This window comes from Cryobacterium sp. Hz7 (assembly GCF_004402815.1).
Lineage (GTDB): Bacteria > Actinomycetota > Actinomycetes > Actinomycetales > Microbacteriaceae > Cryobacterium > Cryobacterium sandaracinum.
The window spans coordinates 1-20,783 of sequence record NZ_SOFB01000040.1 but is presented as its reverse complement, the minus strand read 5'-3'; the positions used below and the strand labels follow the sequence as shown (position 1 = coordinate 20,783).

Here is a 20,783-nt window from a genome sequence, read left to right as displayed (position 1 = left end):
ATCGCGGGCGTTCCTTGTATGCCCTTTGGCACCCGTCTCAGAGACGGGGGGCAGGCTCCGGTGACTCGGGTGTAGCGGCCACCGGGGCATCGAGGCCTGATTCGGCGGGGGTCGTACTCTGCATTTCGCTCTTCAAAATCTTTGTCGACTGCCCAAGGCTGCGAGCAAGGGCGGGAAGTTTGGACGAGCCGAAGAGAAGCACGACGATTGCAAGGATGATCAGGGAATGCCATCCGGTTAGGTTGCTGAACATGCGGGTCCGATCTGTAATTCGGTAGGGGTGTCGATACCGCCCCCATCAAGGGGGAGGTGGACAACGTCAATCCGAAATCTCCGCGGCCGCTCAATCGCGACGCTAAACGTCGTTGAACGCATCCGAACTAGCGATGACCTACTAAGTAATTTAGCACTCTGCGTTGCGGACCCGGAGTGGGGACGACGACGAGTCGATATTCGGGTGAGCAATGAGGTCGTTCTAGCCGCCGAAAGCATTCGCAACTTTTAATTCTTCAGCGAGCTGGTCGGCGCTTTCCTGGCTCCGGCTCAAGACGGGGACAAGTCGAGCTGATTCAGTCTTCTCAGCGGGAATGTGGCCTCCTTGGTCCAGCCGCCGGCCCCGATGATGCCGACTGTGACGGTGTAAGTACCGCCGACAATGCGCAACGCCGCGGCGTTCTCATCCCAGTGGGTACAGCTCCGCGGTTCGAGGGCGAGTTGAACGGCCTCGCTCTCGCCCGCGTGGAGGTGCACTCGGGTGAAAGGGGCGATTTGTCGCAGGTGACCAGGCTCTGCTCCTTGGCGTCCCGCAGGAGTGCGGTGTTCCCGGGCGAGCCGGATCCGCCAGCAGGCACGGCGCGACTCTCCTCGCACGCCACCACCCTCCTGGATGCCCCAACGTGCTGGCCCCAAGTACACGCGCATTACTGTTTTTTTATAGTAGCGGCCAGCAGACCCACCGATTCCGCGGGCCCCCTTGATGCCCTACTCTGACGACACAAGAGATTTTCACTGCGGCATTGTGCCGTGGTATCCGAGTGAATCTCCCCACCCGGGAGCTTCCATGCGCGCACACCGTCACATCCGATCCGCGGTCGCGGTTTCGGTCGTGTTACTTACCATCCTGGCCGGATCCACCGGCATGGCTGCCGCCCCCAGCGCGTCGGCCGCGTCGAGTGCCACCACTCTCTCATTGAGCCCGAACACCGGCCCGGCCGGCTCCACACTCACCGCCAGCGGACGCGGATTTCCGCGAAACACCGCGGTCACGGTGACCATGGGAACTACCCGTCTTGCGGTTCAAACCAGGGCGAACGGAACCTTCAGCGCCGATCTGACGGTTCCCAACACCACAACCAGCATCCTGCCGGTGACGGCAACAGTAGGCACCGTGACGGCCAGCGCGTCCTTCACCGTCAGCTTCGCCCCCGTCTCCACCGCGGTGGACCCGGCAGCCACCACCACCCTCACCCAGCAGGCCATTACAACGAGCGCCCCAATCAGCGCGTCCCGTCTACGTTTCGGGGTGGCCACCCCGGGCGGCGCCCTGGCGAATTCCGAACTGGACGCGGTCGCCACTCTCGTAAACGAGAGCCCCTCGATCGTGATGTCGTACAAAGACTTCAACCAGGCCTTGTCGATCGCCGAACTCGACTCCGTGCGGGCGCGCGGAGCCACGAGCCTAATCACCTGGGAACCCTGGGTTTGGGGCGGCGGGCTAAGCCAGCCGGCCTACTCTTCTACTCGCATCACTGACGGCACCTACGACACCTACCTCACCCAGTGGGGCCAGGCCCTGGCCGCCTGGGGGCAGCCGGTGATGCTTCGCTACGGCCATGAGATGAACGGCAACTGGTATCCCTGGGCGGATAGCGTTAACGGCAACGCCCCGGGCGACTACGTTGCGGCCTGGCGCCACGTGCACGAAGTCGTCGCCGCAGCCGGAGCCACCAACGTGTCCTGGGTCTGGAGCCCGAACATCCCGTACACCGGTTCGACCCCGCTGGCCGGCCTTTACCCCGGCGCCGCGTACGTCGACGTCGTTGCGCTGGACGGGTACAACTGGGGTACGTCGGCGGCCTGGAGCACCTGGCAGGCACCAGCGGCCCTCTTCGACACCGGGCTCGCCCAACTGCGCGCACTGGCGCCCGGGAAGCAGATCATTATCGCCGAAACCTCGTCCGCCGAGGCCGGCGGGTCGAAGTCGAAGTGGAACACCGCCTTGGTGGCCTACCTGGCGAAGCAACCCGACGTCACCGGTTTCGTCTGGTTCCACTTCCTCAAGGAGACCGACTGGCGCATCAACAGCTCCACAACCTCCACAAGCTCCCTCACCAAGGCACTGGCGGCGCGCTCGGTGAATTGAGCCGCCAGGTTGGTGACAGCCGACCGCTGAAATANGAATTGAGCCGCCAGGTTGGTGACAGCCGACCGCTGAAATAGGAAGAACCCCTGGTTCTGACGAAGATGTCAAAGTCGCCACGAACAAGGAAGTGCTCTTGTCCCACGCTAATGACCGATTGAACCATCACGGAAGGGCTGTGCTCGTTCAGCGCGTCATCGGTAAAGGCCAGCCAGTGACTCATGTTGCGAAGGAACTCGACATCTCGCGGCAGTACTCCCACCGGTGGATTACACCGATACCGCACCAAAGGCGACGCTGGCCCGGCCGCCAAGTTGTCCGGGGCGTAGTTATGAGAATCGGCGCGCCGCAAAATTCCGGCGAACGCGGAGGGATCCAAGACATGGGCGTGAGACGTCTCGTATCCCTAGGGTTACAAGGCAACTTCGCGGATCGCACTCGGGCGGGGTAAGAACTTGCCACAGCGTGACGAGACGTGCGATCGGTGCCTCGGTCAAGCCCCGGCATAGACCTGCGCTTAAGGTGACCCGATAGCATCGTCCTTTTGTCACAATTCGCTCGGGTCTTTAGATACTGTCCAACCGAAATCGGCGTGGCAGATGTATGCTTTAGATCAACGCGAATTTTCGCGTATGTCATCGGGATTGTTACTTTCGGCAAAACCTGAGACGTAACTTCATGTGCGGTTATGCGCATGGGCAAGTACGTCTTCTAGGGTCCGAGGAATATCCATGACTAATCCCCGTCTTATAGACCGCCTCCGTGGCGGTCTCATTGTGTCCTGCCAAGCGCTTCCAGGCGAACCCCTGTTCGCTGCCGGAGGCGGCGTGATGCCGCTCTTCGCGATGGCCGCTGAGCAGGGAGGGGCAGTCGGGATCCGGTGCAACTCCGCGCGTGACGTCCTCGAAATCAAGGCGGCTGTTGGGCTTCCTGTGATCGGTCTCATAAAGCACCAGTACCTGCCGTACGAGCCATATATCACCGCCACGATGACTCAGGTGCAAGCTCTTGTGGCCGTGGGCGCAGATATCGTGGCAGTGGATTGCACTCTCCGTGAGCGTGTGGACAAACTCAGCCCGGCTGGCTTCATTGCTCAGATCCGGGCCGCATTCCCGAATCTTGTCCTTATGGCAGATGTCGCCACCCTCAAGGAAGGCTTGGCCGCGGCCGAGTCTGGTGTCGATTTCGTGGGGACCACGCTAAGCGGGTATACGCCCCAATCCCAAGGGGCCCCCGGTCCGAACTTTTCGCTGGTCGAACAGTTGGTGGCCAGGACTGCCGTGCCAGTCATCGCTGAGGGCCGGATCCGCACTCCGCTGCAGGCCCGCCAGATGATCGATCTGGGTGCCTTCTGCGTGGTGGTCGGCGGTGCAATTACCCGGCCACTGGAAATTACCACGGACTTCGTAACGGCTCTCGCGTGAGCGATCGCCCTTCCCTTCACCCACGACGGAGTCGTCGTGCCCGAAATGAAAGGAGCAACAGTGTTTAAGCAACTCCAGAAGGTCGGAAAAGCATTTATGCTACCGATCGCCATCCTTCCAGCCGCCGGCCTCCTGCTCGGCATCGGCGGCGCCCTGTCTAACCCGAATACTGTCAAGGCATACCCGGGATTGGACAACGCGATCCTGCAGGGAATCTTCGGCGTTATGTCCGCCGCCGGGGCGACGGTCTTCACTAATCTTGCTCTTCTGCTGTCTATTGGGCTCTGCATCGGCTTGGCGAAGCGCGACAAGGGCACCGCGGCCTTGGCCGGCATCGTGGGCTACCTGGTGATGACCGCCACCATCAAGGCGATGCTGGACATCTTCAAGCCTGGCGCCGAGCCTGTAGACACAGGCGTAGTCGGCGCTCTGGTCATCGGCGCAACGGCCGTATGGCTGCACAACCGCTACCGCAATATCGAATTGCCGGCCGTCCTTGGTTTCTTCGGTGGATCCCGTTTCGTGCCGATCGTGACTGCGTTCGCAGCGATCTTCGTGGGAATCTTTTTCTTCCTCGCATGGCCACCCATCCAGCAGGTAATGGTCAGCGCCGGCACGGCGATCGCGGGCCTTGGGCCGATAGGAACGTTCTTCTACGGGTTCTTGTTGCGTCTCAGCGGAGCTGTTGGCTTGCATCACATGATCTACCCCATGTTCTGGTTCACGTCTCTGGGTGGAACCGAGATCGTCAACGGAGTGTCGGTTGACGGCGCACAGAAGATATTCTTCGCCCAGCTGGCCGATCCCAATCACGTCGGAATGTTCACCGAAGGCACCCGCTACTTCGCCGGCCGTTTCGCGACCATGATGTTCGGCCTTCCGGGAGCCTGCCTGGCAATGTGGCACTGCATCCCCAAGGGCCGTCGCGCCAAGTACACGGGCCTCTTTCTCTCCGTGGCTCTGACCTCATTCATCACGGGCATCACTGAGCCCATCGAGTTCATGTTCTTGTTCGTCGCACCGGCGCTGTACGTGTTCCATGCCGTGCTCGACGGTGCATCCTTCTTCATCGCTGACATCCTGAACATCAGTATTGGAAACACTTTCTCCGGCGGAGTGATCGATTTCATGCTCTTTGGCGTGCTGCAGGGCAACGAACGGACCAACTGGTTGCTCGTGTTACCTATTGGCGTGGTCTGGTTCGCCCTGTACTACTTCTCCTTCCGCTTCGCGATCAAACGGTTCCGAATCGGCACTCCCGGACACTTGGAGGACACTATCGCCAGGGATGCAGAACCGGCTGCCCCGGAAGGCGCCGCCCTCGTCCCGGCTATGGTCGGCGACCTCACCGGCCAAAGCGCAGTTCAAACGGAAGCCGCAAAGGTCTTGGAAGCACTTGGCGGTGCCGCCAACCTTGAAGAGGTCGACGCCTGCATTACACGCTTACGCGTATCCGTGAAGGACCCCGCCAAGGTTGACAAGACCGCGTTGCGCAGGCTCGGCGCCACGGATGTCTTTGAAGTCCAGGGCGGCGTTCAAGCGGTCTACGGCGGCAAAGCCATCTTGTACAAGAACGCTATCAATGAGAGCCTCGGCCTCGACGACTGAAGGAGCACGACGATGCAGAACCCATTCAAGAAAAGGGGCGAGTCCGTCTACAGTCCGGTCGCAGGGCGAATCGTTTCTCTGGACGAAGTCCCGGACCCTGTCTTCGCACGGCGCTCCGTCGGTGACGGTTTCGCCATCGAGCCGACCAACGGATCGTTCCGCAGCCCGGTGGATGGCGAACTTGTCCTGATGGCGGAGACACGGCATGCCTTCGCTGTCCGCACCGACGCCGGGGCGGAGGTCCTGGTCCATATCGGAATCGACACCGTCACTCTCAAAGGAGAAGGGCTAATCGGACATCGGAAGGTTGGCGAGCGGGTTGCTCGCGGGGACGTCATCATCAGTTGCGACCTCGACGACATCAAGATGAAGGTGCCCTCGATGGTCACCCCCGTCGTTTTGATGAACGGTGCCAAATTTGCCATGAGCTCGCCAGACCTTGAGGCCAATGGTGAGTCCGTGATCACGGTCCGGCGGAAGTAAAAAGGTAATCATGGAAGGAAACGCCCGCGAATCGCCCGCAGATGAGGGTTGCCTTGCGGCGCCCATGATTGCCAGGTCGGCCGGCGAACGCGATCCAGAAACGGTCTTAGGTCTGTCGACCGGTTTTTCTCCCCCAACGGCAAACGTGAATCTGCGCCGATGTGAAAAGCCGCGTTTTTGGGCAAACGGGCCCATCACGGCCCTATGCCAGGATTCGGTGCCTCAATTGCATCTGTCCATTCATGAAGTCCTGAGTCCAGCGAAGACTGCGGGGCAGAAACGAAACGAGCACGACGAGGAGACTCGCCACCACAAACGAGACTGCCAACATTTTCAGGAGCGCACCCGATGGAAGTGAAGCCATCCACGCAAGCGAGCATCAAACGGGTTTACAACAACAATGTGGTTCTCGCCATAGAGTCCGACACGATGGAGGTCGTGTTACTGGGCAAAGGTATCGGATTTCAGCGCCGTCCAGGGGAGACCATCGACACCTCCTTGGCCAATCAGCGCTTCGTAGCTGACGGGGCCTACCGCGCAGCCCAGGTCGCCGGGCTGCTGAGTGAGGCACCCCTGGACCAAATCGCCTTGGCCCAGACAATCACTGAACTGGGTCATGCAACACTCGGCCTCGAACCGCGACAATCTCTGATGATCCCGGTCCTGGACCACCTCACCTTCGCAGTGCGTCGGGCTATAGAAGGAATTCGCATCGATTTCCCGCTCCGTTGGGAGGTGGCCCAGCTCTACCCGTCCGAAGCAGCCTTGGGGCGTCAGGTGGTGACCTTGGTGTCCGAACGACTTGGGGTCCGACTGCAGGACGATGAGTGGGTGGCCTTCGCCCTGCACTTCGTCAATCAGCAGTGGACGAAGGGTGACTTTTCAAGGACCGTCGTCATGACCGAGACTATTGGCCGAGTATTTCTTCGCCTGGCGGAGCGGTGGGGTCAGCCCATCGACGAGAACGCGAGCAGTGCCGCTAGATTTGTGACGCATCTGCGCTACGTGTTCGCCCGAGCCGCCGCCGACGAACAGCTTCACAGCTCCCATCAGGATTTGCTTGCAGCGGTACGGCAGCTTTACCCGGAAGCCGTGGAGGCCGCAATCGACATCGCCCAATTGATTGGCGATGCGATTCACCGAGTAGTCTCCATCGATGAAATCTCATACCTCGCCCTCCACACGGGACGCCTATACGCCGAAATGAAGGAGCCATAAATAACTTTGCGTGATTTCCGACGCCGCAGGCTTTTGGCTGTAGCGCAGCCAAGAATCCTGGTCGTGCGCCAAAAGGAATGAAAAGAGGCGGATGAGCATGAAGCCCTCATATGACCAGTGACGCCCGAAGACCGACACGTGACACGGGTCAGGCGCTCTTGAGTATTTGAGGCGGTGAGCACCACCTAATCGTGCGGTTGAGCACCACCGATCGTGCGGGAGCGCGCCAATGGTGGTGTGGTTGGGAACCACTGACGGCCTCCGTCATCGATTAGGCGGTGGCCAGTGCGGTGTGCTCCCTCATGTTGTAGGTGCCGGTCTCGACCCAGATGGTGTTGTGGATGATCCGGTCCATGATTGCGTCCGCGTGAACACCGGACCCGAGGCGCTGGTGCCAGTCCCAAATCTCCAAGACGGTACTTTCGCAGTGCTCTAACTTCGTGGTGCACCGGATCCAGAACCCGGAAGACCTCCAGCACGTCCGACGAATGACTCCTTTCATATCCGAAGCGGTGCTCAGCCGCCTGCCGTCTCTGCCAAAACAGCACGCACTGATCTTCGGTAATTCAGTGAGCGTGCCCACGACATTCAAAGTTCGCAACGCTAGCCTTACACCGAGAAGCGACGATGCAAAGATCCGACACGTCTGGTTCGTGGAGGACGCATCGGTTGCCGCACTCTGAATGAGTGGGGGAGTGCCGCTCGGCCGGACTGGTGGGTTTCGGCCGGGCTGATGTAACCGGTCTTATCGGGGACCCCATGAGCCGGGGCTGAGTCCTCAGATCAACAAGTCAGTGGACAGCTGTTTACGCCAGCAACGCGTTGGCAGGAAACCGGGGACGGTTCAACCCGGCATGTGATTGATGTCATAGCTATCAGCGACTTTGTGCGGGACTGCCCCATCAGTCCTGGTTGCTGAACACCGCGTCAAACGAAGTCGACGCTGGCGTCCAGAGTAGTGCCCGAATGAAAGCGAGCGCTTCCGGGGCACCGCGAAGTCGGTCCATACCGGAGTCCTCCCATTCGATGGAGATGGGACCGGTATAGCCGATCGTGTTCAGGGCGCGGAAACTGGCTTCCCAATCCACGCTGCCGTGACCCGCCGAGACGAAGTCCCATGAGCGTTTCGGGTCGCCCCACGGTAAATGCGATGAAAGCCGCCCGCGACGGCCGTCCTTCGGCAGCAAAGTGGTGTCCTTGCAATCCACGTGATAAATCCGATCGGCAAAGTTATGTATGAACGCCGCAGGGTCGATGTCCTGCCACATCAAATGTGAAGGGTCCCAGTTCAGGCCAAACGCCGGACGGTGTCCGATGGCTTCAAGCGTCTTCTCCGTCGTATACCAGTCGTAGGCAATTTCGCTTGGGTGAACTTCAAGGGCAAACCGCACACCATTGTCATCAAAGACATCCATAATCGGATTCCATCGGTCCGCGAAATCTTCATAACCCGCCTCGATGACATGCTCCGGTACCGGCGGGAACATGGCAACGTACGGCCATATTTTTGAGCCCGTAAAACCCACCACGGTGTCGACGCCAAGCCTGCGAGCGGCGATGCCGGTGAGTTTGAGCTCCTGGGCGGCGCGCTGGCGAACGCCCTCGGCTTCACCGTCTCCCCATACTCGCGAACCAACGATGGCCTGATGGCGAAAATCAATGGGGTCATCGCAGACGGCCTGGCCCTTGAGATGGTTCGAAATTGCAAAGAGTTTCAGGTTGTGGCGCTTGAGAATGTCGAGGCGTTCCTGAAGGTAAGCATCATCTTCTGCGGCACGCCATACGTCGAGGTGTTCGCCTGAACAGGCGATTTCCAGGCCGTCGTAGCCCCACTCGGCTGCATACTTCGCGACCTGCTCAAGCGGCAGGTCGGCCCACTGACCGGTGAAAAGGGTGACGGGTCGAGACATGTGTTCCTCCTTCGTGGTCAGTATGAATCTACTGAGTTAGGGCTGCGTCGAGGACGCTGAGGCTGTTGTTCGTCACAGCAGTAGTTCCGTCAGTAGGACCCACGACGTCGACCCATCGGCCGGACTGTGCGGAAGTCAACACTGCATCTGTGATGATCGCAGCCCGTAAACCGTCGACAAACGTGGGAAGGCCATCGACATTCTGGTCCTGAAATGAAGCATAGGCATCCGCTGTAAAAGCGTTGAAAGCATCTTGATATCCCTTCGGATGCCCGGCAGGAAGATGTGCCACACGCTGGGACGACAGGGCGGACAGCTCTGCGGAGCCAGAGTAGATTGTGCTTTCACTACTCTGGTTCGAAGCCGTGAACTTTCCCGGGTGCTCCTGGTTCCATCGGTATGATTCCAGTTCCCCATCAAAGGAAAAGTGGAGCCGGTTCTTGCGCCCATGGGTAATCTGACTGGCGATGAGCGTGCCGGATGCGCCGCGATCTGTCTCAAACAAGATGGATGCGGCATCTTCGGTCGACCCGCGTTCAGGATGTGATCGCGAGAGCGCTGAGACGAGTCTGGTGATGCGGTGCCCTGTCACGAACTCCATCAGGTCGCACCAATGAACGCCGATGTCAGCAAAGGCACGCGATGAGCCGCCGACCTTCTCATCGACCCGCCAGTTTGTGGTTGTGGGCAGTGCGAGCCAATCCTGGAGATACGAGCCGTGGAGCAGGTGCATCTCTCCGGCCGAACCGTGTGAGATGCGCGACCGAATTTCACGAACCGCAGGGTAATAACGGTAGATGAACGGAACGGCAGTCGGTGTTCCAGAGATCCTGGCGCGGCTCACCAGGTCTTCCGCGTCTGACACCCGCGTCGCCAACGGTTTCTCGCACACGACAGGTTTTCCGGCTAGAAGAGCCAGCCCTGCCTGCTCAGAATGAAACGCATTCGGTGTGCAGACATGAATGACATCCACCGCATCGGACTCGATCAAGGCGCGGGCGTTTGGAGCGAAACCGTGGATACCCAACCGAGCCGCAGCGCGAGCGGAGCTGTCGGGCGAAGAGCTCGCGATCAGTACAACCTCACAGCCGGCTGCCCGGATTGCCCGGGCATGTACTTCTGCCATGAAACCACCGCCGAGGATACCGGCTCGGAGTCGGGGCTGCATCAGCTTGAGGCCTTTTTGCTCGACAGGGCGACGGCGACAATGATGATGGCGCCACGAACGACCTGCTGCTGACTCACTTCAAGGCCGGCGAGGATCAAACCGTTGTTGACCAGGCCGATGAAAAGCGCACCGAAGAGTGATCCAATGATTGCACCGCGGCCGCCGAAGAGGGACGTTCCCCCAAGAATCACAGCAGCGATGACTGAGAGTTCATCACCGGTTCCCCACTGGAAGCGTCCCGACTGAAGTCGACCCGCGTAGAGCATGCCTGCGATGGCGGCCACGAGCCCGGAGAGGAGTAAAACGTAGAATTTGATCCGGGCGGTGTTGACTCCAGTAAACATGGCTGCCTGAGTATTCCCACCCGTAGCCCGAACTTGGCGGCCAAATTTCGTCTTGTTCATGACGACCGCGCCAATGGCCACAACGACCACGGCCCAAATCAGAAGGGACGGAATCGCGCCGACATTACCGCCACCGAAGATCTGGATGAACGTGGCATCGGCGATCGGCACCGGTGCAGAAGCCGTGATCCAGCGAGCCACGCCCACAATGAGACCGAGCATTCCCAAGGTCACGAGAAAGGACGGGACCTTGAGCCATGCCACGAGTCCGCCGTTGACAGCACCGACAACGAGTCCGACCAGGAGGCCGGCGAGAATGCCCGGTACCAGTCCATAGGAAGACACGGCCAGGGCAGAAACCACGGAGGACAGACCCGCGACAGACCCGATACTGAGGTCGATTTCGGCGGTGGCGATCACGAATGTCATTGCCACGGCCATGATCGAAATGGTGGCCGTCTGGCGCGCAATGTTCAGGAGGTTGTTGGCACTCGTGAAACCGCTGTCGCCCAGGAGTACGGCGAAGAGGATAAACACCACTACAAAACCGACGTAAATAATGTTCTGACGCCAGTCAAAGCGCTGAACAATTCGAAAACTGCGGGTCATTTGCGTAGTCAGCGTAGACATTTATGCTCCTTGCACAGCGAGTTGAAGGAATTCTTCAGATGGGATCTCGGCCCGCGAAAGATCGCGAACCACTTCGCCATCTCGGAGAACGAGGATGCGGTCGCTCACCGATAGCAGTTCCGGAAGTTCGGACGAAATGATGATGACGGCCTTGCCGTCGTCGGCAATCTGGCGAACCATGGCCAAGATCTCCTTCTTGGTACCGATGTCTACGCCAGCCGTGGGCTCATCCATCATGAGGATGTCTGGATCAGTGCCGAGCCATTTTCCGATCACGACCTTCTGCTGGTTTCCACCTGAGAGCCTCGAGACATCCATTGTTTGGTCGGCGACCTTGATGGAAAACTTGCCAATGATCTCTTGTGCTCGTATGGCTATCTTGGAGGAACGCAGGAGCGGACCACTCTTGAGTTCGTCGAGAAGAGGAAGGGTGATGTTTTCCTGCACGGAGTGCTCGAGCACCAGACCCTGAGCTCGGCGATCTTCGGGGATGAGTGCGAGCCCGAGGGAGATCGCGTGCCCTGGATTGCGAATGGATGCGGTCTGTCCATTGATCGTGATGGTTCCAGCGGAGGCCCGATCGATTCCGAACAACGTGTTCACGAGTTCCGTGCGACCGCTGCCCATGAGACCTGCCAGACCGAGAATTTCTCCGCGGTGCAAGTCGAAAGTGACATTTGACAGACGTTTGCCGGAAGCCAAACCGGTCACGGTCATCACGGCATCCGTGCTGATCTTCGCGCTGCGGTCTTCGTAGGCCATGATTCCGGACATTTCTCTTCCAACAATGGCCGCGACAATCTGCGCCGGAGAGACATCGGAGAGTTTTGCGGTCAGAGCTTTCTTGCCGTCACGAAGCACGGTGATGCGATCGGCAACCCGGTAAACCTCATCCATGCGGTGTGAAATGTAAATGATGGAGATTCCACGGGCCTGGAGTCGCTCGATGAGTTCGAAGAGCGCATTCGTCTCGTGCTTGGCCAGCGACGCCGTGGGCTCATCCATGATGAGCACACGGGCGTTCTGGGCCAAAGCTTTGGCGATTTCGGTGAGCTGCCAGAGCGCCGTGGGCAGATTCTCGAGCAGGCTCGTGACGTCGACGCTGACACCCATGTCCACGAAAATGGCATGCGCTTTCTCACGGGCGAGTGAATCATTGATGAGACCGAATTTGCCCATGGGTTCAGCCGTCAGGAAGACGTTTTCCCAGACGGTGAGGGTGGGGATGAGGCTGAACTCCTGAAAAACCATACCGATGCCTGCAGCCCGCGCAGCGAAGGTGTCGGTCAAGGAGACTGTCTCACCCGCAACCCTCACCTCGCCGCTGTCACGCTGATACACGCCCTGCAGTATCTTCATGAGAGTCGACTTGCCCGCACCATTTTCACCAGCGAGAGCGTGCACTTCACCAGTGACCAGTTCAAAATCGACCTCGCGAAGAACAGGAACTCCGCTGAAGGCCTTGGTGATGCCGGACATCTCAACTGCGAGCACAGGAGTCGTGGACATCTGGTTTATTCGACCCTTCCGGTCTCGCGGTTGAGCTGAGGAACCTTAACCCACTGCCCGGACGCTGCCGAGGTGAGAATGGCGTGATCGACCAAAGCAACCTGGTAGCCATCGCCGAAGTCGGGGCGAACAGGGTCACCACCTGCAATAGCGGTGAAGAGGTCATGGGCTTCGATGATCTTCGTTTCGCCATAACCGATACCCAACGCAGGGATGGGCCATAGATTGGCGCCACTGGGGTGGTTGGGGCCGGTGTATACCGTGCGGAATCCGCGACGATCGTTTTCATCGCTCTTGAAACAGACCTGAAGTTCGTCCCTGTTCTCGTAGTTGAAGACGATGGACCCCTCCGAACCATGGATTTCGAGGGTGATGAAGTTGTTGCGACCCCAGGCATTACGCGTTGCTTCTACGGAACCGATGGCTCCGCTGGCGAACTTCACAAGCGACAAGACCTCGTCTTCTACATCAACGGATCCCATTGGTCCGCCATCGGTTTTGGAATTCCCGAGCGAGTCGGCACCAGCCTGCTGCAAGGGGCGTTCCGTGATGATGTTGGCCGTCAGACTGCTCACTTCGGTGATCTCACCTGCGAGGTAACGAGCCATGTCAAGCACGTGGGTCAGGATGTCGCCCACAGCGCCTGAACCGGCAATTGACTTCTTGAAACGCCACGACAGGGGAGAGTTTGGGTCGGCCGACCAGTCCTGTAAGTACGTCGCACGAAGGTTCAGGATGCGCCCAATGGCGCCTTCGTCAATATATCGTTTCGCCAGAGCGACAGCGGGGGTTCGGCGGTAGTTGAAGGCCACCATGTGGACGCGATCGCTTCCGCGTGAGGCTTCGTACATTCTCTCTGATTCTTCCACTGTGCGGGCCAGTGGCTTCTCGCAGATGACGTGCTTACCGGCTTCGAGAGCGGCGATGGCGATCTCCGCGTGAAGATTATTAGGGGTTGCGATGTCAACGAGGTCAATCTCCGGGTCATCGATGATGGAGCGCCAGTCACTTGTGGACTTCTGAAAACCGAAGCGCGCCGCAGCGTCTGAAGCCAGGTCATCCGTGGCCTCCGCGATGCTGTGTTTGACCGGCATGATGTCGGTGGGCCAGTAAAACATGGGGACAGCCGAATAAGCCAGCGAGTGGGCCTTGCCCATGAATCCGCCGCCGATGAGGCCAACATTGATTCTCTTCATTGTGAATTCCTTGTCGTTTTAGGCGAAAGCTTTGGAAAGGCTGCAACCTAGCTGTTTCTGGCAAAGCGTGAAGTCCGTGGGGCCGGCAGCAAAAGTTGAAATGTCTGCTGCCGGTCCCACGGTTGGAAGTGCGTTTTATTTCGTGTAAGCGCTCGAGATCGAATCAGGTGCTTCGACCTGGTAAACCGTCTTCCACGATTCGAGGACGTTCTCGTGCGTCACCGGGAGGGCGCCGAGGGCAACGAAGTTCGGAATGTCTGCCTTGCCGATGAGTGCCGCTGCGCCAAGACGAGCCTCCGCTACACCCTGGTCATAGGGGCGCTGAGCGCCCAGGCCTACGATGAGCTCGTCCTTGGCCAGAGCAATAGCAACGTTGGTTCCGAGGTCTTCGGTTGCAATCTTCAGGTCCGGGCGACCGGACTCACGGGCAGCGGCCATGATGCCTTCGGCAGGAACGTCCCAAACTCCCCAGATTCCGGCGAGGTTCGGGTACTTGGTCAGCAAGGCGGTGGTGGCTGCCTGCGCGTCGCCAGCGAAGTCGGGGCCGCCGATACCCTTCTCTTCAACAATGGTGATGCCGGGGTACAAGGCAATCGTTTCTTTGAAACCCTCGTAGCGCTGTGCTGTCACGAAGAACTCCGCGTCGTGGAAGACGAGACCGATCTCGCCTTGGCCGCCGAGAGCTTTGGCCAAAAGGTGAGCTGATACGACACCGTTGCCTTTATTGTCGGCGGAGACAACCGAAACGTAATCCTTGCCGCCGACAAAACCAGCAGGAACGTTGTCCATGAAGACGAGCTTCACGCCGGCGTCGCGAGCCTGTGCGTACGCGGAAGCGGTTGCCACCGGGTCGGTGGGAATAGACACGATCAGGTCGGGTTTCAACGCGAGTACGGTCTCCAGGTCAGAGACCTGCTGCTCGGGTTTGAAGTTGGCGTCTGTCACTGCAACGACTTCCATGCCCAGGCGAGTGAATTCTGACTCGAGCCCTTCCACCTGTGCAGTGGACCAGTCGTTTCCGGCGTAGTGCATAACAATCGCGACCTTGAAGTTTCCGGTCTTGACCTTGGCAACTTCGTCATCGGTCAGCGTCGTTGCATCGAAACCCGCGGGTTTTTCGCCGTTCGGACCAACACTCAACACCTGTCCCGACAATTCGGACAGTGCCGCGTCTACCTGCGCCGACACATCAGCGTTTTCACTGCTCGCGGTTCCGGTGGCTGCTGTTGAGCATGCTCCAAGACCAAGCATCAACGCTGTGCCGAGGGCAAGCGCTGCAATTGATTTCTTCATTGAAATAGCTTTCTTTTTGTGGGAGAGGGGGGATTAGTCTCGAAGCGTGTTGCTAGTGGGCAAGAACGTCATCGAGGTACCGCTTACTGATGACGGCGGCGTCGGTGGGGTCGCCATCGTATGAATCCAGTTCGACCATGAGCCAGCTGTCGTAGCCAGCTGATCGAACTGCTGCAATCACGCCAGGAATATCGATGTCTCCCTGTCCAAGGGGAAGAAAATCACCGGTGGCGTATTTGTAGTCCTTGAGGTGTACGTGGGCCAGACGCTCGGCGTATTTTTCGATCAGTTCAACCGGATTTCCGCCACCAGCAGTCAGGTGGGCGGTATCGGGACAGAACTTGATTGTGGACAGACCCATCAGCCGTTCGAGGGCGTCCGGCCCCTCAACGATGGTTCCGAGGTGAGGATGGTAGGTGCAGTCCAGACCAAAGGAGGCGGCGATCTCCACAACCTGGTCAAGGGCACGACCCAGCTTGGCCATATCGTCTGGCTGCTCGCCTCGAGCGCGCTTGGCGCCACCGCCCACAACCAGCCTGGTGGCGCCGAACTCCGAGGCGAGCTTGGCCGACTGGGAGATTTTGTGAAGCTCATCTTCGAGGATGTCGTCATAAATGAAGTTGGCGCCGGTGTAGACGGCAACGAGCTCAAGCTTGGCCTTCTTGAAAGCATCAATCAGCACGTCTGGCCGATCGGCATATTCGGCGAGATCTCCGTCGAACACCTCTGTCCCCTGATAACCAGCGGATGAGATGTCCGAGATCGCTTCGAGGGTATCGCCGTTCGCACGATAAAAGAGGTCTTTCACAGCCGTGACGCCGGAGGGATGCCCGACGACCCCGCCCCATGTAATGGTCGAGTAGCCAATCTTCATCGATGTGCCTTTCATAAGTAAAGCTCCACTGCCCTGTGGCATTGATCTCATGGTGATTCTGTGTGTGGATCGATAATGACAGTGAACAATGGTCTTCTGTCGAAAATCAACATTACGTTACCTACCTGTTATCAACTACTGTCGATAACAACCAGATCAGGGGCAGATCGTTGCGTCCGGCGCCAGTAAAATTCGGGGATGGCTGAGATTCAAATCAAATTCAACGGCTTCAGTGCCGCAGCCCTTTTTCAGCTCCTACGAGATGGGCAGCCACGAACAAAGGCCGAATTGGTGACAATGACGGGCTTGGCTCGATCGACCATCCAGCTCCGCATCGACACTTTGCTTGATCTGGGCCTCATTGCACCTGTCAATGATGCCGTTTCTACCGGTGGTCGACCCTCAGCCCAAGTAGCCCTCAACCCCAAAGCCCGTGTGATTGCGGCCGTGGACTTTGGGGCAACGCAAGCGAGCCTGGCTCTGACAGATCTGGCAGGCGAGATCCTCGGCCGAACATCGTCAAAAATCATCATTGCGGATGGTCCTGAAACATGCCTCGGCTGGATGGTTAGGACAATTCGCTCAGAACTCGCATCTCTCCGCCTCAAAGAAGCGGATCTGATCGCCATCGGAATTGGTCTCCCCGGCCCCGTCGAGCACTCTACCGGGCGCCCTTCGAACCCACCGATCATGCCAGGGTGGGATGACTTCGATGTACCTGGCTTCGTCAACCACCATCTCACAGCGACCGTCCTTGTCGATAACGACGTGAATATCATGGCGCTCGGAGAGCAGAAGTTCGCCTGGCCCGACATGGAGAACATCATCTTTCTGAAGGCGTCCACGGGGATCGGCTCCGGAATTATCAGCAGCGGCGTACTCCAACGGGGCGCCGAAGGTATCGCAGGAGATATCGGGCACGTGCAAATCGCCCGCGGTCAGAACGTGCCCTGTCGCTGCGGCAACAGCGGTTGTTTGGAGGCTATGGCCGCTGGACCAGCGTTGGCTCAGCGACTAGCCCTCGCCGGAGTCGAATACAACGGCAAGTCCATCGCTGTTCTCAGCGACGTGGTGGCCGCCACAAAGGCTGGCGAATTGGCCGCCATTCAGGCAGTTCGACAGGCGGGCCGCGATATCGGCGAAGTCCTCACCACCTGCGTCAGCGTCCTGAATCCCTCCATCATCTCGATCGGGGGTTCCCTCGCCTTCGCCGGCGACCATCTTCTTGCCGGCGTTCGCGAAGTTGTCTATTCGCGCACGATGCCGCTGGCCACGGAACATCTCATCGTGGCACAATCTCGAGCCGGTGCCGACGCCGGCATTATCGGAGCCAGCGTCATGGCAATCGACTTCGCCCTCTCGTCCGCGAGCATTGACGCGATGGCGGCCGCGCTGGAGTCTGCAAACAAATAGCGAGCACTTCGCCAGGCAGTTCTTACCAGGAGCGGTCACTGCGAGAAGATCACCGGCGCGCTGCCGATGAATTGCACAACCTGGTAGGACGTGACCATGGAAATCCACTTGCAGATGCACGACGCATGGATCTGGATCGTTCTTGGCCATCGACCTAGATGTACCGCCCAGAGACGTTAGTTAAGCGGTTGATGGGCGGGTATTTTCCGATGGCGGTGTGGGGCTTTGTGGTGATCGTATTCGTGGATCCATGCTGGCAGCGCGTTTCGACGGGCTGATTCTGAGGCGTAGAAGCGCAGGACGTCTTGGACGAGAAGGGTCCACCCGTGGCAGCATTTCTCCGAGCCATCGATCGGGCCGAGCAACTCATTGTGAGCGATTCAGCCGAGGTGGAAAGACTCCTTGCCCTATACGAAGAGGCCATGGACCCCGCCACCCTGGAAGCCCTGATCCCGATCATTCAGGCGCACGTCTCAGCCAGCTCACAACCCACCGAATCCGGTTTCGAGAAGTCCGTCGACTTCCACTTCCAAACAGGGTTGGTGGACGATGCTCCCGCATTCTCCGACATCATTCCAGCCGACTGGATCGAAACGGCGCTGAAGGGTTGAACCCTTACGAGTGGGAGCCGAAGACCGCCAACGGTGATCTTCGGCTCCCATAATTTTGCTCTGATGCCGACTGATCTAGACCTTGCAAACTCCCACGAGGTTCCGAAACATTCGGTGACGACCAACCGAAACGGCTTTTCACCGCTCTGAAGAGAGCAGCGGACGGTGAAGCATCTCTCGCGATCGCCGCCCATCAGGCGCTGAACTAACCTCCTTGGGCAGTACAGCCAGCGCGGAGGAGAACGCCGACAGCCGTGACGCCCGTTTTGTCGGCGTGCACTTCGGCGTAGACGAGGCGGGTGTGGTCGTCGATGACAGCGTGCACGTAGTCATAACTGACCCGAACCTGCCCGGCTGTGTGGTTGGTGCGGGTTGACCAGGCTGGGCCCGCCAACCGCCGCCGTCGGGGATACGACTGAGCTCCTTCACGTCGATATGCCCCATCTCGCCACGGCGGCATAGAGAGGTTTCGTTAAGTGGAGGAAAATCCAGAAATCGTGGAGAAAAACGCCCTCTGCGATCTTGCGAGACCCGTGCCCCACTGCCTTTCGTAAACAGCCGACCAAATGTCCCGGAAACTCAAGGGTTTCCGGGACTTTTTTTGTTAGAGATTTGACTACCCCATCACAAACCCATCTTTTACTCCTCCCTGGAGCCGTTGAAACGGCCTTCCCATCCGGGGCGCCGACGTCGTTTTCGGTTCATCCCGATCCTCCGGGATTGCGGTGCACACCGGGACTGGGACGATCAGACACGCCAGGTTCAGGCCACCGGCGACACCGCCAGGGCTGCTGAGCGATCGCTGAAGAGCAAGCTCACGACGAGATACCTGCAGCAGCCGACGAACACGTCGCTGACGCCGGACAGCTCGTTCGGAGACTTGGCGACGTACTGGTTCGAGGCCATCGACATGGAAAATCGAATCGTCGAAGACGACCCGGAATCTATAAGAGCGCAACATGCGAACGCTCGTGCTCCCGGTGTCCCGCTGTCTCACGCTGCGAGAGATTGGCGTCGCTCGCTGCGATCACTTCATCAAGCAGCTGGCGAAGCTCTCCCATAGCCGGGCCAAGCAAGGTCGTGCCGTTCTGCGGCTGGCGCTGGAGTTGGCAGTGCGGCATGAGATTCTCCCGAGCAATCCGATGGACCACGTGTCCCGCCTGTACCGCGAACCGCATCTCCCCGATGCGCTCACGGCCCCGGAGGTGAACGTGATCCGCGCGGCGATCGCCCGGTGGGAGAGCGCCGTCAATCACATCTCCGGGCCCAAGCCTGACGGCCAGCTCAGTGCGATCATCGAGGTGATGCTCGGCACATCGGCCCGAATCGGTGAGGTGCTGGCCATTCGCCGCCGGGACATCGACATCACCAGCGCCATCCCGTCCATCCGCCTGGCCGGCACGATTATCAGCCGCAACGGCGAGCAGACCTTCCGGCAGGACCACCCCAAAACCGCCGAGTCGCGTCGCGTTGTGGCACTACCCACGTTCACCGCCGACGCGGTTCGCCGGCGTCTTGCCAATGCCGGGAGCATGGGCCTGGATGATCTGCTGTTCCAGTCCCGGGACGGTACCCCTCTAACCACCGCGAACGTGCGTCGTCAATTGCGTCACGTGCTCGGGGGAGCGGGAATCGAGGGTGTGACCCCGCACATGTTCCACCGCACGGTCGCGACCGCGGTCAACGCCAACGCCAACATCGAACTCGCCGCAGGGCTGCTTGGCCACACCGACACGAAGATTACGGTGCAGCACTACATTCAACGGAGCGAGCTGGTGAACCCGGCGACCGCCGCTCTCCTCGACCGGGCATTCGCGAAAGACGAGGAATAGAGGGCCGTCGCGGACGCCGAAACCCTCTCTATTTTTCGTTCCCCTTCTGGGAACCCTACGCGGGGCACCTCCCGCCCACTACCTTCCGTGGCCAGCGCCTCCCTGACCTTCTGTGGATTCGTTTGCTTCAAGAATCGCGCTCTTGCGCCGCCCCCAGCGGATAAAGAACGCCAGAGCCACGATGATCCCAACCACAAGGAAACCCTGAACGACCACCCAAAAGTTCCACCAACCCAAAAAACCGAATTCCATCTCGACCACGCCTCGACTCGCGGGCATTCGATTGCCCTAGGTCACGTCCCGCGGAGTGGTGGAGTTTCTCGACACCGTGCGGGTCAGCTGTTCTAGCTTAGGCGGCGGCGAGTTCGGGGAGGATCACCGCCTCGTCGAGGACCTCGATGGGGTTGTTCATGGTGGCCAGCTCGAGCATGGATGCTTCGGAGAAGTAACGGCGTTCGCCGGCTTCCCACTCGTCATGCTGCTCGATCAGGACCGACCCGGCCAGGCGCAGCAGGGCCGCGGAGTTGGGGAACACTCCGACGACGTCGGTGCGGCGTTTGATCTCCTTGTTGACCCGTTCCAGCGGGTTCGTGGACCAGATCTGGCGCCAGTGTCGCCGCGGGAACGCGGCGAACGCGAGGAGGTCGGGTTGTGCGTCGACGAGCATGGCAGCGACCTTGGGGTGCGATCGGCCGAGCATGGTCGTGACTTCTCGGAACTGCTTCTCGATGTGTTCGCGGTCCGGTTGGGCGAAGATGGTGCGGATGATCGAGGCGACCATGTCCTGCGATCCTTTCGGGATCACGGCGAGGACGTTGCGCATGAAATGCACCCGGCAGCGCTGCCAGCCGGCGCCCTGGAACACGGTCCCGATGGCCTTCTTCAGGCCGGTGTGAGCGTCAGACATGACC

Annotated in this window: 22 protein-coding genes and 3 pseudogenes; 9 read left to right on the top strand and 16 right to left on the bottom strand. The window is 59.4% G+C overall.

All coding sequences use genetic code 11. From position 1 onward, the window contains the following. Positions 1-37: 37 nt before the first annotated feature. From tatA to E3N86_RS17385, 3 genes are all read right to left on the bottom strand, one after another. Positions 38-253, bottom strand: coding sequence for a twin-arginine translocase TatA/TatE family subunit (tatA, locus tag E3N86_RS08870; protein WP_104100451.1), 216 nt, complete (start codon positions 251-253; stop codon positions 38-40). Positions 254-543: 290 nt separating this feature from the next. Beyond that, positions 544-921 carry a fibronectin type III-like domain-contianing protein gene (locus E3N86_RS17865; protein ID WP_134511786.1) on the bottom strand — a complete coding sequence of 126 codons (378 nt, stop codon included), beginning with the start codon at positions 919-921 and terminating at the stop codon, positions 544-546. Positions 922-1,074: 153 nt separating this feature from the next. Next, on the bottom strand, positions 1,075-1,275 hold the full coding sequence (locus E3N86_RS17385; protein ID WP_241980730.1) for a hypothetical protein: 201 nt from the start codon (positions 1,273-1,275) through the stop codon (positions 1,075-1,077). Between the two features lie 91 nt (positions 1,276-1,366). On the opposite strand from E3N86_RS17385, the gene E3N86_RS08860 reads away from it, so the two are divergent. The 6 genes and pseudogenes from E3N86_RS08860 to E3N86_RS08835 all read left to right on the top strand — a co-directional run bounded on the left by E3N86_RS08860 (position 1,367) and on the right by E3N86_RS08835 (position 7,092). Further along, complete coding sequence (locus E3N86_RS08860; protein WP_338145472.1) at positions 1,367-2,362, top strand: glycosyl hydrolase; 996 nt, start codon at positions 1,367-1,369, stop codon at positions 2,360-2,362. Between the two features lie 133 nt (positions 2,363-2,495). Next, a pseudogene (locus E3N86_RS17860) lies at positions 2,496-2,630 on the top strand (leucine zipper domain-containing protein); the annotation flags it as partial. A 460-nt stretch (positions 2,631-3,090) separates the two neighbouring features. Beyond that, on the top strand, positions 3,091-3,783 hold the full coding sequence (locus tag E3N86_RS08850) for an N-acetylmannosamine-6-phosphate 2-epimerase (protein WP_134341913.1): 693 nt from the start codon (positions 3,091-3,093) through the stop codon (positions 3,781-3,783). A gap of 60 nt (positions 3,784-3,843) precedes the next feature. Next, the gene (locus E3N86_RS08845) at positions 3,844-5,391 is read left to right on the top strand and encodes a PTS transporter subunit EIIC (RefSeq protein ID WP_134511785.1); all 1,548 of its coding nucleotides are present in this window, start codon (positions 3,844-3,846) and stop codon (positions 5,389-5,391) included. Positions 5,392-5,403: 12 nt separating this feature from the next. Further along, positions 5,404-5,874, top strand: a complete 471-nt coding sequence (locus E3N86_RS08840; RefSeq protein ID WP_134341915.1) for a PTS glucose transporter subunit IIA — start codon at positions 5,404-5,406, stop codon at positions 5,872-5,874. 348 nt (positions 5,875-6,222) lie between these two features. Beyond that, the gene (locus E3N86_RS08835; RefSeq protein ID WP_134420655.1) at positions 6,223-7,092 is read left to right on the top strand and encodes a PRD domain-containing protein; all 870 of its coding nucleotides are present in this window, start codon (positions 6,223-6,225) and stop codon (positions 7,090-7,092) included. A 271-nt stretch (positions 7,093-7,363) separates the two neighbouring features. Here the strand turns inward: E3N86_RS08835 and E3N86_RS08830 are convergent, their stop codons facing one another. From E3N86_RS08830 to E3N86_RS08790, 8 genes are all read right to left on the bottom strand, one after another. After that, entirely contained in the window at positions 7,364-7,504 is a 141-nt protein-coding gene (locus tag E3N86_RS08830; RefSeq protein ID WP_277870373.1) for a hypothetical protein, read from the bottom strand. Between the two features lie 490 nt (positions 7,505-7,994). Further along, positions 7,995-9,002, bottom strand: a complete 1,008-nt coding sequence (locus E3N86_RS08820; RefSeq protein WP_134401338.1) for a sugar phosphate isomerase/epimerase — start codon at positions 9,000-9,002, stop codon at positions 7,995-7,997. A gap of 28 nt (positions 9,003-9,030) precedes the next feature. After that, on the bottom strand, positions 9,031-10,170 hold the full coding sequence (locus tag E3N86_RS08815; RefSeq protein WP_134511784.1) for a Gfo/Idh/MocA family protein: 1,140 nt from the start codon (positions 10,168-10,170) through the stop codon (positions 9,031-9,033). Next, positions 10,170-11,144, bottom strand: coding sequence for an ABC transporter permease (locus E3N86_RS08810; RefSeq protein WP_134341919.1), 975 nt, complete (start codon positions 11,142-11,144; stop codon positions 10,170-10,172). Before E3N86_RS08810 ends, E3N86_RS08815 begins: the two co-directional genes overlap by 1 nt. Next, positions 11,145-12,653: a sugar ABC transporter ATP-binding protein gene (locus tag E3N86_RS08805; protein WP_198412897.1), complete on the bottom strand. Its 1,509-nt coding sequence runs from the start codon at positions 12,651-12,653 to the stop codon at positions 11,145-11,147. It abuts the gene before it with no gap. A 5-nt stretch (positions 12,654-12,658) separates the two neighbouring features. Further along, positions 12,659-13,849, bottom strand: a complete 1,191-nt coding sequence (locus E3N86_RS08800; RefSeq protein WP_134341920.1) for a Gfo/Idh/MocA family protein — start codon at positions 13,847-13,849, stop codon at positions 12,659-12,661. A 135-nt stretch (positions 13,850-13,984) separates the two neighbouring features. Then, complete coding sequence (locus E3N86_RS08795; protein WP_104100458.1) at positions 13,985-15,142, bottom strand: substrate-binding domain-containing protein; 1,158 nt, start codon at positions 15,140-15,142, stop codon at positions 13,985-13,987. 52 nt (positions 15,143-15,194) lie between these two features. Continuing rightward, positions 15,195-16,016 carry a sugar phosphate isomerase/epimerase gene (locus tag E3N86_RS08790; protein ID WP_104100459.1) on the bottom strand — a complete coding sequence of 274 codons (822 nt, stop codon included), beginning with the start codon at positions 16,014-16,016 and terminating at the stop codon, positions 15,195-15,197. Positions 16,017-16,214: 198 nt separating this feature from the next. On the opposite strand from E3N86_RS08790, the gene E3N86_RS08785 reads away from it, so the two are divergent. After that, positions 16,215-17,429, top strand: a complete 1,215-nt coding sequence (locus E3N86_RS08785) for an ROK family protein (protein ID WP_104100460.1) — start codon at positions 16,215-16,217, stop codon at positions 17,427-17,429. A gap of 154 nt (positions 17,430-17,583) precedes the next feature. Here the strand turns inward: E3N86_RS08785 and E3N86_RS17380 are convergent. Next, a pseudogene (locus tag E3N86_RS17380) lies at positions 17,584-17,725 on the bottom strand (IS481 family transposase); the annotation flags it as partial. A 30-nt stretch (positions 17,726-17,755) separates the two neighbouring features. Here E3N86_RS17380 and E3N86_RS08780 point away from each other — a divergent pair. After that, a complete protein-coding gene (locus E3N86_RS08780) occupies positions 17,756-18,040 on the top strand; it encodes a hypothetical protein (RefSeq protein ID WP_134511783.1) in 285 nt (94 codons plus the stop codon). A gap of 229 nt (positions 18,041-18,269) precedes the next feature. Here the strand turns inward: E3N86_RS08780 and E3N86_RS17375 are convergent. Both E3N86_RS17375 and E3N86_RS17370 read right to left on the bottom strand, forming a co-directional pair. Next, positions 18,270-18,490: pseudogene (locus E3N86_RS17375) on the bottom strand (IS481 family transposase); the annotation flags it as partial. Between the two features lie 312 nt (positions 18,491-18,802). Continuing rightward, the gene (locus E3N86_RS17370; RefSeq protein WP_241986000.1) at positions 18,803-18,946 is read right to left on the bottom strand and encodes a hypothetical protein; all 144 of its coding nucleotides are present in this window, start codon (positions 18,944-18,946) and stop codon (positions 18,803-18,805) included. A gap of 53 nt (positions 18,947-18,999) precedes the next feature. Between E3N86_RS17370 and E3N86_RS08775 the strand changes: the two genes are divergently transcribed. Further along, positions 19,000-19,872, top strand: a complete 873-nt coding sequence (locus E3N86_RS08775; protein WP_241985999.1) for a tyrosine-type recombinase/integrase — start codon at positions 19,000-19,002, stop codon at positions 19,870-19,872. A 78-nt stretch (positions 19,873-19,950) separates the two neighbouring features. Here the strand turns inward: E3N86_RS08775 and E3N86_RS08770 are convergent, their stop codons facing one another. Beyond that, a complete protein-coding gene (locus tag E3N86_RS08770; RefSeq protein WP_134341923.1) occupies positions 19,951-20,133 on the bottom strand; it encodes a hypothetical protein in 183 nt (60 codons plus the stop codon). A gap of 88 nt (positions 20,134-20,221) precedes the next feature. After that, positions 20,222-20,783, bottom strand: a 562-nt coding sequence (locus tag E3N86_RS08765) for a transposase (protein ID WP_174843008.1), incomplete at its 5' end; no start/stop codon positions are given.